Annotated in this window: 13 protein-coding genes and 1 pseudogene; 5 read left to right on the forward strand and 9 right to left on the reverse strand. The window is 70.2% G+C overall.

The features are described 5' to 3' along the window. The first annotated feature begins 44 nt into the window (after window positions 1-44). Together AC6EXY_RS03900 and acpP are read left to right on the forward strand one after the other, a co-directional pair. On the forward strand, window positions 45-197 hold the full coding sequence (locus AC6EXY_RS03900) for a hypothetical protein (protein ID WP_207770262.1): 153 nt from the start codon (window positions 45-47) through the stop codon (window positions 195-197). Between the two features lie 237 nt (window positions 198-434). Beyond that, window positions 435-674, forward strand: a complete 240-nt coding sequence (gene acpP / locus AC6EXY_RS03905; RefSeq protein WP_101831483.1) for an acyl carrier protein — start codon at window positions 435-437, stop codon at window positions 672-674. Between the two features lie 308 nt (window positions 675-982). Here acpP and AC6EXY_RS03910 read toward each other — a convergent pair whose 3' ends face one another. From AC6EXY_RS03910 to AC6EXY_RS03920, 3 genes are all read right to left on the reverse strand, one after another. Continuing rightward, the gene (locus AC6EXY_RS03910; protein ID WP_499816620.1) at window positions 983-2,455 is read right to left on the reverse strand and encodes an MFS transporter; all 1,473 of its coding nucleotides are present in this window, start codon (window positions 2,453-2,455) and stop codon (window positions 983-985) included. Between the two features lie 84 nt (window positions 2,456-2,539). Then, window positions 2,540-2,893 (reverse strand): hypothetical protein, encoded by a 354-nt coding sequence (locus AC6EXY_RS03915; protein ID WP_133150642.1) that lies wholly within the window; start codon window positions 2,891-2,893, stop codon window positions 2,540-2,542. 41 nt (window positions 2,894-2,934) lie between these two features. Beyond that, window positions 2,935-3,294 carry a winged helix-turn-helix transcriptional regulator gene (locus AC6EXY_RS03920; RefSeq protein WP_101831547.1) on the reverse strand — a complete coding sequence of 120 codons (360 nt, stop codon included), beginning with the start codon at window positions 3,292-3,294 and terminating at the stop codon, window positions 2,935-2,937. Window positions 3,295-3,439: 145 nt separating this feature from the next. Here AC6EXY_RS03920 and AC6EXY_RS03925 point away from each other — a divergent pair, with 145 nt between their 5' ends. Continuing rightward, window positions 3,440-4,309 (forward strand): NAD(P)-dependent oxidoreductase, encoded by an 870-nt coding sequence (locus AC6EXY_RS03925; RefSeq protein ID WP_499816619.1) that lies wholly within the window; start codon window positions 3,440-3,442, stop codon window positions 4,307-4,309. Further along, a pseudogene (locus AC6EXY_RS03930) lies at window positions 4,306-5,195 on the forward strand (NAD(P)-dependent oxidoreductase). The gene AC6EXY_RS03925 and the pseudogene AC6EXY_RS03930 overlap by 4 nt, the downstream one beginning before the upstream one ends. Window positions 5,196-5,346: 151 nt before the next feature. Here the strand turns inward: AC6EXY_RS03930 and AC6EXY_RS03935 are convergent. Together AC6EXY_RS03935 and AC6EXY_RS03940 are read right to left on the reverse strand one after the other, a co-directional pair. Continuing rightward, window positions 5,347-5,787 carry a CBS domain-containing protein gene (locus AC6EXY_RS03935; RefSeq protein WP_101831478.1) on the reverse strand — a complete coding sequence of 147 codons (441 nt, stop codon included), beginning with the start codon at window positions 5,785-5,787 and terminating at the stop codon, window positions 5,347-5,349. Window positions 5,788-6,118: 331 nt separating this feature from the next. Continuing rightward, on the reverse strand, window positions 6,119-6,688 hold the full coding sequence (locus AC6EXY_RS03940; RefSeq protein ID WP_101831477.1) for a TetR/AcrR family transcriptional regulator: 570 nt from the start codon (window positions 6,686-6,688) through the stop codon (window positions 6,119-6,121). Between the two features lie 247 nt (window positions 6,689-6,935). On the opposite strand from AC6EXY_RS03940, the gene AC6EXY_RS03945 reads away from it, so the two are divergent. After that, window positions 6,936-7,637 carry an SDR family oxidoreductase gene (locus AC6EXY_RS03945; protein WP_101831476.1) on the forward strand — a complete coding sequence of 234 codons (702 nt, stop codon included), beginning with the start codon at window positions 6,936-6,938 and terminating at the stop codon, window positions 7,635-7,637. Between the two features lie 61 nt (window positions 7,638-7,698). Here AC6EXY_RS03945 and AC6EXY_RS03950 read toward each other — a convergent pair whose 3' ends face one another. From AC6EXY_RS03950 to AC6EXY_RS03965, 4 genes are read right to left on the reverse strand one after another with little or no spacing between them, the layout of a single operon-like run. Next, window positions 7,699-8,511, reverse strand: coding sequence for an enoyl-CoA hydratase/isomerase family protein (locus AC6EXY_RS03950; protein ID WP_499816618.1), 813 nt, complete (start codon window positions 8,509-8,511; stop codon window positions 7,699-7,701). After that, a complete protein-coding gene (locus AC6EXY_RS03955) occupies window positions 8,508-10,598 on the reverse strand; it encodes an ATP-binding protein (protein WP_101831475.1) in 2,091 nt (696 codons plus the stop codon). The genes AC6EXY_RS03950 and AC6EXY_RS03955 overlap by 4 nt, the downstream gene beginning before the upstream one ends. A gap of 8 nt (window positions 10,599-10,606) precedes the next feature. Beyond that, the gene (locus AC6EXY_RS03960) at window positions 10,607-12,295 is read right to left on the reverse strand and encodes an acyl-CoA carboxylase subunit beta (RefSeq protein WP_499816617.1); all 1,689 of its coding nucleotides are present in this window, start codon (window positions 12,293-12,295) and stop codon (window positions 10,607-10,609) included. Between the two features lie 14 nt (window positions 12,296-12,309). Continuing rightward, the gene (locus AC6EXY_RS03965) at window positions 12,310-13,536 is read right to left on the reverse strand and encodes an acyl-CoA dehydrogenase family protein (protein ID WP_499842291.1); all 1,227 of its coding nucleotides are present in this window, start codon (window positions 13,534-13,536) and stop codon (window positions 12,310-12,312) included. Window positions 13,537-13,571: the final 35 nt, after the last annotated feature.

Consider the following 13,571-nt stretch of genomic DNA (forward strand, 5'->3'; position numbering starts at 1 on the left):
GACAGACCAAAAAAACGAACATATCGCACCAACGGAACCTCGGAGTGGCGGAGACCAACTTCTCCGGGCCGCTGCTGGTCACCCGGGCCTTCGCGTCGATCACCCAGCCCAACGGCGGAGGTCACATCCTCAACGCCCGCTCCGCCCTGTCCTGGCCGGCCGACCGCACGCCCTACAGCGCCTCCAAGCCGACATGAGACTCTCACACGATGTTGTCGGGGGGGCACGCACCGTCTCCCCGCGCCTGTCCACGACGACGTCCTCGCTGTCTCGTTGACGGGGCCCGGGCAGCGCGCAGATGGCGTGAGGCGGGACAGAGACCACGTGGCGAGCATCACCTACCAGAAGTGGCCGGCGGAGCTCGCCGGGTGGGCCGATCAGAGAATATGCGGGTCGTATCCGTTCCCATGCACACCGGAGCAGGAGGCCGCGGAGTGTCCACCGTCGAGGAGCGCGTAAAAGGCGTCGTCGTGGAGCAGCTGAAAGTCACGCCGGAGAAGGTGACGAGCAACGCGTCGTTCGTCGACGACCTGGGAGCGGACTCCCTGGACCTTGTCGAGCTGGGCATGGCCCTGGAAGAGGAGTTCGCCATCGGCATCTCCGACGAGGACGCCGAGGAGATCAACACCGTGCAGGATGCCATCGACTGGATCAACGCACGCCGGCCGTATTAGACACGCTGTCGGCCTGTCGACGCGCTCCGCGTGCCGTGGGGCGACGGCTACTCGGTCCTGCAGGCGGAGATCCTGCTGCCGCCCGCGGACCGCGAGGGAGACTGTGCCGGCGCCGGCACACGGTCTGACCGCGGCTTGCGGCCCGAATCCGCGAGAGGCGACGCGGCCAGGCCACAGACATCGGGGCCCCGCTCGTGTGGACGATGCGGGGCCCCGACCTGCCTCAACCAGGCGTGCACCGCGGGAGAATCGAACTCCCGCACCTCCCCCAGGCGTCGTCCCGGGGAGGTGGACCACGACGTCTTCGCCTACGGTCTCCTCGACCAGACGGGCCACCGGGCGGGCGTCGTCCACCGCGTACTACCTCCTTTGCCGCAGCCGGCGGGCACCATCTCGGTGGCGGCGCCTTTCGGTGGGTTCTCGGTCCGGCTTTCCGCTCTGGTGGTAGCCAGGTACGCGGCGAGCGCGACGAGCATGATCAGCGCGCAGACCGCGCTGATCGCGCGGAGCTCCACATGGACCGATGTCCTGGAACCCTCCACCATGGTCCCCAGGACAGCGACCCCGAGGGCGATAGCGAAGTTGCGCGTGGAGTTGAGCATGCCACCGGCCACACCGGATATCTTCACGTCCACCGACCCGAGCAGGCGGGCGCCCAGCGGAGGAATCGCGAGGCCGACTCCGAATCCCAGGAACGCGGCGTTCGCGACGACCCAACCGACGTTGTCGGGCCGAACGCAGATGAACATCGAGCCCACGAGATTCGACGCGATTCCGGCGGCGATCGTCACGCGGGTACCGATCGCGCGCCGGATCCGCTCCACGAGGGTGGTCGACACGGCGCAGGCAAGCATCATCGGCAGGAACATGACACCCACCTCGAGCGGCGTGAATCCGTGATCGGCCCCGTAGTACAGGCCGAGGCAGTAGACCAGTCCGAAGTTGACAAAGACGATGAAGCCTCCGATGATCACGGCTGCCTGGAATTCCTTGTTCTTGAGCAAGGAGGCCGGGAGCACCGGGTCGACGAACCGCCGCTCGTGCCGGAAGAACGCGTACAGGCCAGCTCCGGACACCGCCAGGAGGACGGCGAGAAGTGACCATTCGAAGGTGCCGGACGGGTGCCGCAGAAAGATGAAGCTGCCGACGAACAAGCCCGACGACACCGCGTAGAGAGCCTGCCCGTAGGCGTCCCACTTCCGTTGCTTCGCTGGAGCTTCGCTCGCTTTGTCTCGCACGTCCGGCAGCATCAACCACGTGATCAGCGCAACGACCACGACGTTGATCACGAACACGCTGCGCCAGGTCAGGAACTGGACGAGGGCACCGCTCAGGATCGGCCCGGCGGACACGGCCACCGACTGGGAGAAGGTCCACAGCGCGATAGCGCGCCCCAGTTGCTGCGGCGGAACGCTGGAACGCAGCACCGCGAGGCCCGCCGGTGCGCACATCGCGGCTCCGACGCCCTGCACCGCGCGGCCGAGCACCAGCAGCCAGAAGTTCGGCGCGACCGCGTCGATCAGCGAGCCGGCGCCGAAGACGAGGATGCCGTACCTGAATACCCGCGCGTGACCGAACCTGTCCGACCAGGCACCGCCGGACAACATCAACGTCGCGAAGGTCAGCGAATACGTGACGACGACCCAGCCGAGTGACCCGGTCGACACGGCGAAGGCGTCCTGAATCCGGGGCAGGGCGACGTTGACGATGGTGACATCGAGCGCGAGCACGAAGCTCAAGATGCAGATCGACGCGAGCGTTCTGTACCCGGACACGTTCATCCAGCCTCCTTTCGGTTTCACATGTTGACCCTTCAGCGTGGTGTGCCCCTCAGGGCGGGTGACCGGGGCGCAGGGTGGCATCGGCTAAGGCCCCGCGAGTTCGGCGAATCCGGCCTCGATGGCGTCGAGCGCGGCGCGCACGTGGCCAACCGCCAGCGGGTCCGGGGCGTCCAGGGCGGCCTGCTGCTCGGCCCGCGTCGCGCCGTAGAGAATGCTGGTCGCCGTGCGGAATCGCAGCGCGCGGGCGGCGTCGCCGAAATGGACACCGGCCAGCACCGCGATCCCGCAGTTGTCCAGCAGGTGCCGCTGCAGCGACTCCCCGCCGACGACGGACTTGCCGGCCAGCGTCTCGCGCAGCGGCTCGAAGTCCGGGTAGACGTAGAAGCCGCCGGTGGGCGGCCGGCACTCGGCGCCGCCGCGGATCACGACATCGTACACCGCCCGCGCCACATGGATCGTGAGCAGCGAGGCGCCGCTGGTTACGCGGATTCGAGCGCGTCCGCGGCGGCGAGACGCCCGCAACGTTGTTTCCCCCACTCACCCAGCGGGCGGAGGGCCTCGTTGAGTGATGTGCCGTGCTCGGTGAGGGAGTACTCGACCCGGGGTGGGACCTCCCGATACACCTCACGGTGGACCAGGCCGTCCTCCTCCATCTCGCGCAGGTGCTGGATGAGCATCTTCTCGCTGACACCGGGAAGGCCGCGCCGCAGCTCTCCGAACCGCCGGGTGCCGTGGTTGTTCAGCTCCCAAAGGATCAGCGACTTCCACTTGCCTGACACCACGTCCATACCGGCGTCTATGCCGCAGACGTAGGGACCTCGCCTCACGCTCGTCGCCATCAGACCCTCCACCTCGCCCCAGCTGGGCACTTACTTCCTGGTGAGTATTGAACAAAATAGTAGGTACTTGCCGGAGAGGAAGGTTCGGACGGAGTGTCCTGACGGCACGCCAGCCAGACCACCGAGCGAGAGCAAGGGACAATTCATGACGAGCCGTACCACCTTCCTGGGCTTGGGCGCGATGGGCAGCGCGCTCGCCGCCGCGACTCTCGACGCCGGCCGACCATCCATGGTGTGGAACCGCACTCCGAGCAGAGCACGGACTCTCGGCGAGCGTGGCGCCACCGTTGCCGAGACCGTCGAGGAGGCGATCAGCGGGGACGGAGTGATCGTCGTGTGCCTGTTCGACCATCAGTCGGTGCGCGCTGTGGTCGATCCGGTCGCCGCCAACCTGGCCGGACGCACCATGATCAATCTGACGACGACGACACCGAACCAGGCTCGCGGGCTCGCGACCTGGGCGGCGAAGCACGGCGTCACCTACCTTGACGGCGCGATCATGGCCGTCCCCGCGACGATCGGCCGCCCGGGTACGGCGATCTTCTACAGCGGCCCCGAGGCCGCCTTCGACAAGAACCGGGAACTGCTCGATCTGTGGGGGCAGAGCGACTACCTCGGGATCGACCCCGGTATCGCCTCGCTCTGCGACATGGCGATGCTCGTCGGGATGTACACGATGTTCACCGGCTTCCTCCACGGCGCGGCGATGGTCGGTGCCGAAGGCGTGTCGGCAGTCGAGTTCGCTCGACGGCAGGCGCCTTTCCTCGCTGCCATGACCGGCCAGCTGGTCGGGCTCGCCGCCACCGTAGACGCCAAGGACTACGCCGGGGTGGGTCAGCAGAGCCTTGAGTTCACTGAGGTCGCGCTGGACTCGCTGGTGACGGCCAGCCTCGACCAGGGCGTCAGTGTCGAGGTGCTGCGGCCCGTACTTGACATCGTGCGCCGGCAGATCGCCGCCGGGTACGGCAGGCAGGGCACCGCCCGCATCGTCGAAGAGCTCAGGAAGTCCCGATGAGCGGCGAGGGCGGTGAGGCTCCCGTGACGGTCATCGGCCTTGGCCCGATGGGTCGAGCGATGGCCGCGTCCCTGCTGCGGTCCGGCCATCCAGTGAGGGGCGCGCCGACGACCTCATCGCCAGGGGCGCCACGCTGGCGCCCACACCGACAGCCGCGGTTGCCGCCAGCGAGCTGACCATCCTCAGCCTCACCGACTACCAGGCGATGTACGACATCCTCGGCCCGGTAGCCGAGAGTTCGCGACCCTCCGGTGTTCTTGCCGGCAAGGTCCTGGTCAATCTCAGTTCGGATACGCCCGACGTCTCCCGGGATGCGACGGAGTGGGCGGCCAGACACGGAGCGAGCTTCGTGACAGGAGGCGTGATGGTGCCCGCTCCCGCCGTGGGAGGGCCAGGGGCATATGTGTTCTACAGCGGACCCCGCACGGTGTTCGACGTCCACGAACCGATGCTCAGACTGATCGGCGAGCCCAGGTACCTCGGGGAGGACCCAGGCTTGGCCCAACTCTTCTACCAGGCCCACCTCGACGTCTTCCTCACCGCCCTGTCAGGTCTGCTCCACGCCACCGCGCTCGTCACCGCCGCGGGTATCCCGGCCGCCGACTTCCTACCCGGCGCGCTGAACACCCTCACCGACATCCCGACGATGATCGGAGACGGACGGGACCTGGCCAGACGTCTGGAGGCCGGCGAACACCCCGGGGCCCTCAGCACGGCGCGGATGATGGGCGCCACAGCGAACCACATCGTGTGGACGAGCGAGAAGGCCGGCATCGACACACGGCTACCCAAAGCCGTCAAGGCGCACTACGACCAGGCCGTCACCGCGGGCCGCGGCACCGAGAACTGGACCGTTCTCTACGAGATACTCAAAGGTGGCGGCTGAGAAACGATCAGAACCGCGGTCCTACCACCGAGCCACGCAAGCTGCATACCTGGCGCAGGCCTCGCGACCGCCGTGGACCAGGGTCGCCGCCGCAGCCGTCGCCGAGGCCGCCCGTGTCCCGGGCGGCCTCGGGGCCGTGCCGCTGTGCTGGTCAGGCGACCTGGTCGGCGGGGCCGGACTTGACGGCCTCGACGAGCTGGCCGAGCTGCGTTTCGCTCAGCTGGCCGCTGGAGGCCAGGTCCGCCTCGCTGATCATTCCGACGAGACGGTGGTTCTCGATCACCGGTACTCGCTTCACCCGGTGCTGGCTCATGCTGTGCAGCACCTGGTCGACGTGGGCGTCGGCGTCGACGTAGAACGGAGTGCCCTGGGCGAGCGCGCTTGCCGGGGTGGTCGCCGGGTCGCCCCCGGCGGCCAGACAGCGGATGACGATGTCGCGGTCGGTGATGATGCCCTGCAACCGGTCGTCCTCGCCGCAGATCGGCAGCGCGCCGACGCCGAGGTCCTTCATCATCCGGGCGGCGTCGAGCAGGGTTTCGCTCGATCCGATGCAGGTGGCGTCCCGGTGCATGATGTCGCGTGCGGTGGTCATGACGCTCCTCCTGTGGACGATCCAGCCGTTCGCCAGACAGCCGGGGACCGGGGCCGCGGCCGGTGGCGGCTGGTGCGGTGGTCGTCGGCGCGCGGACGGGATCGCCAGGAGGTGCCGTCCACGTACCGGCAGGCCGCCTCAGGTCGTACCCACCAATGGGCGCACAAGCCGCGCGATCTCCGCGCGGGCATCCAGCCACGGTCGCGTGTGCTGGCCGGCGGACCTGGTTGTCGGTCTGACGGGGAGGACGGCGGCATGGGCAGGGTCAGCGCAGGCCATGGGGCTGACCCCGAACACAGTGCGGTAGGAGGCGTTCTGGAGGGACGAATCGTCAGCGCACGCCCGCCGCGTCGAGCAGGATGATCACCATGGGCGCGAGGAGTCCCGTCAGTCGGTCCGCGCCGATGCCCGCGCGGGCGCTGCCACCGTCGAAGACCAGACTGAGCTGTCGGGCCAGCAGACCGGGATCGCTCGCCCCGCCCTGCTCCGCCTCGGCACGGAAGAAGGCGGTCAGGTTCTCCTTGGCCCCATGGGCGACCCGGCTCGCGGGGTGGCTCTGGTCCTTGAGCTCGATCTGCGCGGCCAGGAAGGGGCAGCCGTAGAACTCGGGCGCACCCGACTGCGCTTCCACCTGCTCGAAGACATGCAGAATCCGCTCCCGGGGGGAACGACCGTCGTCCGCCGCGGGCAGGAGTGCCGCCGCGTAGGCGGAGGTGCGCCGCTCCAGACTCGCCGCGAGCAGTTCGTCCTTGCTGTCGAACAGCTGGTACATGGAGCGCTTCGAGACTCTCGCCGCCTTGCACAGCGCCTCGACGCCGACGCCGACGCCGTCCCGGTAGGTGAGCGTGGCCGCCGCCTCCAGCAGCCGCTCCCTGGGGCTTGGTTTCGCCCTGGTGGTCATACCGCGAGGCTAACCGAACGGGGAGTGGATGAAAACCGACCGGTTTCCGGGTGGCGTCCGCGCGGAGGACCCGAGCGCGACAGGGGCGCTGGGCTTCCGAGCGCGCGCCGAGGACGTGCTCCGCCGGAAGCCTCGAACCCACATGATCGCTATGGGTCTCGAGGAAGGTCTCAACCGACTTGCACGAGAAAACCGATCGGTTTACGGTGGCGGAAACCTATCGGTTTCCCGCTTCCTGGAGGTAGTCATGACAGCGATCAAGGGCGCCAGCGTCTTCGTCACCGGAGGCAGCCGGGGTATCGGCAAGGCGCTGGTCGAGGAGCTCTACGCGCGCGGTGCCGGCACGGTCTACGCCACGGCCCGTGACCCGCGCTCGGTGACGCACCCCGAGGCCGTTGCGCTGGAGCTCGAGGTCACCGACCCGGCATCCGTGGCAGCCGCCGCCGCGCAGGCCCAGGACGTCACCATCCTGATCAACAACGCCGGCGCCTCCGTCGGCGCTTCGTACCTCAACTCCCCGATGGAGGACGTGCGCCGGGACCTGGAGACCAACTTCTACGGGCCGCTGCTGATCACCCGGGTCTTCGCGCCGATCATCGAGCGCAACGGCGGAGGTCACATCCTCAACGTCCACTCCGTCCTGTCCTGGCTGGCCAACGGCACGCCCTACAGCGCCTCCAAGGCCGCGCTGTGGTCGCAGACCAACTCTCTGCGCCTGGAGCTGCGGCCGCGCGGCATCGCGGTGACCGGGCTTCACGTGGCCTACGTTGACACCGACATGACGTCGAGTATCGACGCGCCCAAGTCCGACCCCCGCGACGTCGCCGTGGCCGCGCTCGACGGCATCGAGGCGGGGGCGCACGAGGTGCTGGCCGACGACACCACCCGATGGGTCAAGTCGCAGCTGTCCGCCGACCTGGAAGCCATGTACGCCCAGCTGAGGAATTAGCACGCACTCACATGTTTCCGGCGGCCGTGGACCAGCGGATCGCGGGATGACGAGTGCGCTGTCACCGCCCCGTCCAGCGAGGTTCCCGTTTGTCCCGGAACGCGGAGACTCCCTCGCGGAGGTCCTCGGTACCGAACGCCAGGGCCAGCTGTGCCCGCAGATAGTCCAGGGCGGCGTCGAGCGGAAGGTCGCGGGTGGCGTCCAGGGCCTGCTTTCCCATCCGCATCAGCAGCGGCGAACGGGATGCGACGAGGCCGGCCCATCGGCCGACCTCCTCGTCGAAGTCGGCGGCGGGCACCACCGCGTTCACGATGTGCAGCTCGGCGGCCTGCACCGCGGAGATCATCCGGCCGGTCATCATCAGTTCGTTCGCCACCGCCCGCGGTACGCTGCGGTAGAGGAGGGCCGAGATCATGAAGGGAAACACGCCCACCTTGATCTCCGGGCAGCCGAACCGTGTGTCCTCGCGAGCGACCACCAGATCACAGGCAAGCGCCAGTCCGAACGCGCCCGCGAGCACATCGCCGCTCGCCGCGCAGATGGTCGGCTTGCCCAGCCCGCCGAGCAGCCGGAACAGCCGGGGGAAGCGGTCGATGCCCGCGTACTTCTCGATCAGGGGCGTGTCGCTCGCGAACGACTTCAGGTCGCCGCCGCTGGAGAAGACCCGATCATCCGCCGACGCGAGCACGACGACCCGGACGGCGGGGTCGGCCCGGGCGTGCTCCAGGCGGGCCAGCAGGTCGTCGAGTAGCGGGTCGCGCAGCGCGTTGCGGGTCGCCGGGTCGTCGAGAGTCACCGTCGCGACGCCACTCGGGCTCACCTCGTAGCGCACCAGCGCGCCCTCTCGAGCGGTGGTCACCGGGTCGCCGCTCACCGGGTCACCCCGGGCGTCGATGCCGGGGCGCGTTGCGTCGGTTCCGGGTCGGGTTCGAGGACGGCGAGCACCCGGCCGCCGTCCACGACGCTCCCGACAGTCGCCGCCAGTTCCCGCACGACCCCCGGGCCGGGGGCGGTCACGGTGTGCTCCATCTTCATCGCCTCCAGGACGAGCACGGCATCGCCGGCCGACACGCGCTCGCCGACCTCGACCGCTACCCGCACGACGGTGCCCGGCATCGGCGCCACCAACGAGCCGGGCTCGACGACCGCGCCGGGCTCGACGAACCGAGGCAGGATCCGCGCGACCGTCGTGCCGCCGCGGCCATGGACGTGGGCGACCGGGCCGTCCCGGGCCACCAGCAGCACACAACGGACACCGGCTACCGTGAGGTCGACGGTCGTGGACCCATCCGCCCTCGCCGCCACCCGATGCAGCGCGACCCGGGCCCGCCGGCCGTCCACCCACACGTCGAAGCCGTCGGCCGCCCTGTGCGCGGCGCTGTCGGCCTCTGGGGGTCGGTGGTGGACGTGGCGATAGCCGATCTCGAGCGTCGTGCCGGCCACCTCGACCGTGACCAGTTGTGGGCTGCTCCCGACGTTGCGCCAGCCGGAGGGAAGCGTCGGCAGCAGCGCGCGGCGGGCACGCCTCGTCTCGGCCTCGGCCAGGACCACCGCCGCCAGGTGCGCCACCGTGCGGTCCTCGTCCGCGGGCGGCGCGCCGAGCTTGGCCGGGTCATGCCGGTCCAGGTAGCCGGTGTCGATCTCGCCGGCCAGGAACTGCTCCTCGCGCAGAATCGCGACCAGCAGGTCCCGGTTGGTCGCCAGGCCGTCGACGTGGCTGCGGGCCAGGGCGGCGGCGAGGCGGCGCACGGCGAGCTCGCGGGTGGGGCCATGGGCGATCACCTTCGCGAGCATCGGATCGTAATACACCTGGACGGGCGTCCCGGCCCGCACGCCGGTGTCGACCCGGACCCCCGGCAGATCAGGCACGTCGAATCGGACGAGCGTGCCGGCCGACGGCAGGAAGCCGGCAGCTGGATCCTCGGCGTAGAGCCGGGCCTCGACGGCGTGCCCGCCGATGTGCGCGGCGCGTAGCTCCGCCGGCAGCGGCGCCCCCTCAGCGACCTGGATCTGGGCGCGGACCAGGTCCAACCCCGTGATCATCTCCGTGACCGGATGCTCGACCTGCAGGCGCGTGTTCATCTCCAGGAAGTAGAAGTCGCCGGCCTGGTCCAGGACGAACTCGACGGTTCCGGCGCCGACGTAGTCGACGGCCCGTGCCGCCGTCACGGCCGCGGCACCCAGCCTCGCCCGCAGGCCGTCGTCGACCGCCGGGGACGGCGCCTCCTCGATGATCTTCTGGTAGCGCCGCTGAACCGAGCACTCCCGCTCGAACAGGTGCACCACCTCGCCCTGAGTGTCGGCGAAGATCTGGACCTCGACGTGGCGGGGCCGTTCGACGTAGCGCTCCAGGAACACGGCACCGTCACCGAAGGCGGACTCGGCCTCCCGGCAGGCGCTGGCGACCGTGCCGGCCAGCTCGTCCGGGCCGGTGACGATGCGCATCCCCCGGCCGCCGCCGCCATAGACGGCCTTCACCAGTACGGGGAAGCCCAGCGCTGTGGCCGCGGCGCTCAGCCGGGCGTCGTCGGCGCGCAGCTCGGCGTCCACCAGCAGGCCGGGAAGCACCGGCACCCCGGCCTCGGCCATGATCTTCTTCGCGGTGGTCTTGGATCCCATCGCCTCGACCGCTTCGGGCGGCGGTCCGACAAAGACGATCCCGGCCTGGCGGCACTGCCGGGCGAAGGCGGCGTTCTCGGACAGGAAGCCGTAGCCGGGATGCACGGCGTCGGCGCCGGTCCGTCGCGCGGCGTCGATCACCAGGTCGGCCCGCAGGTAGGTCTCGGCCGGCGTCGCTCCGGGCAGGCGCACCGCCTCGTCGGCCTCGGCCACGAAGGGCGCCTCGGCGTCCGGGTCGGAGTACACCGCGACCGTCGCGACATCCAGCTCACGGGCGGTGCGAAAGACCCGGGAGACGATCTCCCCGCGGTTCGCCACCAGCAGTTTCCTGATCGTGGTCATAGGTCGGCTCACATCCGGAAGACGCCGTAGCCACGGCGTCCCTCGACAGGTGCGCAGTGCGCGGCGGACAGCGCGATCGCGAGCACCGTGCGGGTGTCCCGGGGGTCGAGGACGCCGTCGTCGTAGACGCGGCCGCTCATCGCGAACGCGTGTGACTCCGCGTCGATCTGGCGCTCGATCGCCTCCCGGCGGGCGGCGTCGGCGGCCTCGTCGAACGGGCGGCCGGCGGCCTCGGCCCCGGCCCGCCCGACGATCGACAGCACGCCGGCGAGCTGGGCGGCGCCCATGACCGCGCAGCGCGCGCCGACCCAGGAGAACATGAAGCGCGGGTCGTAGGCGCGGCCGGACATCCCGTAGTTGCCGGCACCGAACGAGGCCGCCATGTTGATCGTCACATGCGGCACCGTGCTGTTCGTGACAGCATTGATCATCTTTGCGCCGTCCTTGATGATGCCGCCCTGCTCGAACGCGGTGCCGACCATGTAGCCGGTGGTGTTCTGCAGGAACAGCAGCGGGGTGTCCACCTGGTTCGCCAGCTGGATGAACTCGGCGGCCTTGCGGGCCTCCTCGCTGAACAGCACGCCGTTGACATTGGCCAGCACGCCTACCGGGAAGCCGTGCACGGCCGCCCAACCGGTCAGCAGGCTGGTTCCGTAGTCGGGCTTGTACTCCCCGAACCGGGATCCGTCGACGACGCGGGCCAGCACCTCGCGGGGATCGAACGGGACCCGGAAGTCCGCCGGAGCGATGCCGAGCAGCTCGTCCGGGTCGTAGCGGGGCGGCTCGACCGGCAGGCTCGGCCCGGGTCCCGCCTTGCGCCAGTTCAGCTCGGAGACGATGCGACGGCCGATGCGCAGCGCGTCACGCTCGTCGCGGGCGAAGTGATCGGCCAGGCCCGAGACCCGCGCGTGCATGGCGGCGCCTCCGAGCCGCTCCGCGTCGGCGTCCTCTCCGGTCGCCATCCGCACCAGCGGCGGCCCGCCGAGGAACACCTTGGCCTGGCCGTCCACCAGCACCGCGTAGTCGCACATGCCCGGGACGTAGGCGCCGCCGGCGGTGGCGTTGCCGAACACCAGCGCGATCGTCGGCACGCCCTGGGCGGACAGCTCGGAGAGGTCATGGAAGATCCTGCCGGCCTGCACGAAGAGATCCGCCTGGCTGGGGAGGTCCGCGCCGCCCGACTCGACCAGGTTGATGACCGGCAGCCGGTTGCGCCGGGCGATCTCCAGGGCCCGCAGGGTCTTGCGCAGCGAGAAGGGGTTCATCGTGCCGCCGCGCACCGTCGGGTCATGGGCAATGATCACCACCTCGACGCCAGCCACCTGACCGACGCCGGTGACCACACTGCCACCCACGGTGAACTCGCTGCCCCACGCGGCCAGCGAGGACAGTTCGAGAAAGGGCGCGTCCTGGTCGACCAGCAGCTCGATGCGTTCCCGCACCAGCAGCCGGCCGCGAGCATGGTGGCGCTCCCGGTAGCGCGCGCCGCCGCCGCCGAGCGCGATCGCGAGCTGGGCGTCGAGCTGGGCCAGGTTCGCCGTCTGGGCACGACGGTTCGCGCGGTACTGCTCCGCGCGGGTGTCCAGGCGCGAGGTCAGCACCGAGGCCTCCGCTACGCGCGCGTGCCAGAGATGCTGGTCGGTCGGCCCGGCGGCGCCGATGCGCGCCGGGTGCGGGCCGGTCGTCGGGTGGTCCATGTCCGCCGTCCTCATCAGTACGACCGGGGAAGTCCGAGGCTGTGCTGGGCGACGTAGTTGAGGATCATCTCCCGGCTGACCGGCGCGATGCGCAGCAGCCGGGCCAGCCCCCACAGCGGCACCAGGCCGAACTCGGTGGCCATGCCGTTGCCACCGTGGGTCTGGATGGCCTGGTTGACGGCGCCCACCGCCGCCTCGGCGGCGGCGTATTTGGCCATGTTGGACGCCTCGGCGGCCGCGACACCGTGGTCGTGCTGCCAGGCGGCCTTCTGGGTCATCAGCCCGGCGAGCGCGACCTCGATCCGCGCGGCGGCGAGCGGATGCGACACGCCCTGGTGCGCGCCGATGGGCGTGTCCCAGACCCGCCGCGACGAGGCGTACTCCGCCGCCCGCCGCAGCGCGTTGCGACCGATGCCCACGCACAGCGCCGCGCCGGTGATGCGCTCCGGATTGAGCCCGTGGAAGACCTGCCGGAAACCATCGCCCTCCTCGCCGATCAGGGCGTCGGCCGGCACCCGCACACCGTCGAAGAACAGGGTGAACTGTTTCTCCGGCAGCCCGGCCGACACCGGCAGCGGATGCGCGACGAGTCCGCGCGCGTCTGTGGGCACCAGGAACAGCGACAGCCGGGGCCGGTCGGCGGCCGCCCCCGCCGGCCCGCCGGCGCCGCCGGGAGGGCTGCCACCGCCGGGAGGACTGCCGCCGTGACGGCTGCCCCCACCGTGGCCGGTGCGGGCCACGACGAGGACCGCCGCGGCCTCGTCGAAACCGGAGATGTAGTACTTCTGTCCATCGACGATCCAGTCGGACCCGTCACGCACCGCGCGGGTCGCGAGCCGGTGGGTGTTCGAACCGGCGTCCGGTTCCGTGATCGCGAAGGCGATCTTGTGGCTGCCGTCGGCGAGCCCGGGCAGCCACCGGCGCCGCTGGTCGTCATCACCGAACCGGGAGATCACCTCGCCCGAGATCGCGGCCGACACAAGCAGCAACAACAGCGGGCATCCGGCTGCCGCCGCCTCCTCACACACCGCCGCGAGCTCGACGATCCCCCCGCCGCCGCCGCCGTGTTCCTCGGGCAGGTTGACGCCGAGGAACCCAGCCGCGGCGAGGGCGCCCCACGCCTCGTCCGTGGGCTGACCAGCCGACGCCCGCCGCGTGTAGTACGTGCCGCCGTAGGGCTTCATGATGGCCGCGACCGCCTCGCGCAGCGCGGCGAGCTCCGTGCTCTCGCCGAAATCCATGTCGTCTCCCGTCACCCGATGCTGGGACGCTCGTC

The organism is Frankia sp. RB5, assembly GCF_059816245.1.

What these genes read in the sequence shown, in the direction of transcription:
- AC6EXY_RS03910 (WP_499816620.1), bottom strand. Translation starts at nt 2,455, where the DNA reads ATGAACGTGTCCGGGTACAGAACGCTCGCGTCGATCTGCATCTTGAGC.
- AC6EXY_RS03920 (WP_101831547.1), bottom strand. Translation starts at nt 3,294, where the DNA reads ATGGCGACGAGCGTGAGGCGAGGTCCCTACGTCTGCGGCATAGACGCC.
- AC6EXY_RS03925 (WP_499816619.1), top strand. Translation starts at nt 3,440, where the DNA reads ATGACGAGCCGTACCACCTTCCTGGGCTTGGGCGCGATGGGCAGCGCG.
- AC6EXY_RS03935 (WP_101831478.1), bottom strand. Translation starts at nt 5,787, where the DNA reads ATGACCACCGCACGCGACATCATGCACCGGGACGCCACCTGCATCGGA.
- AC6EXY_RS03940 (WP_101831477.1), bottom strand. Translation starts at nt 6,688, where the DNA reads ATGACCACCAGGGCGAAACCAAGCCCCAGGGAGCGGCTGCTGGAGGCG.
- AC6EXY_RS03945 (WP_101831476.1), top strand. Translation starts at nt 6,936, where the DNA reads ATGACAGCGATCAAGGGCGCCAGCGTCTTCGTCACCGGAGGCAGCCGG.
- AC6EXY_RS03955 (WP_101831475.1), bottom strand. Translation starts at nt 10,598, where the DNA reads ATGACCACGATCAGGAAACTGCTGGTGGCGAACCGCGGGGAGATCGTC.
- AC6EXY_RS03960 (WP_499816617.1), bottom strand. Translation starts at nt 12,295, where the DNA reads ATGGACCACCCGACGACCGGCCCGCACCCGGCGCGCATCGGCGCCGCC.
- AC6EXY_RS03965 (WP_499842291.1), bottom strand. Translation starts at nt 13,536, where the DNA reads ATGGATTTCGGCGAGAGCACGGAGCTCGCCGCGCTGCGCGAGGCGGTC.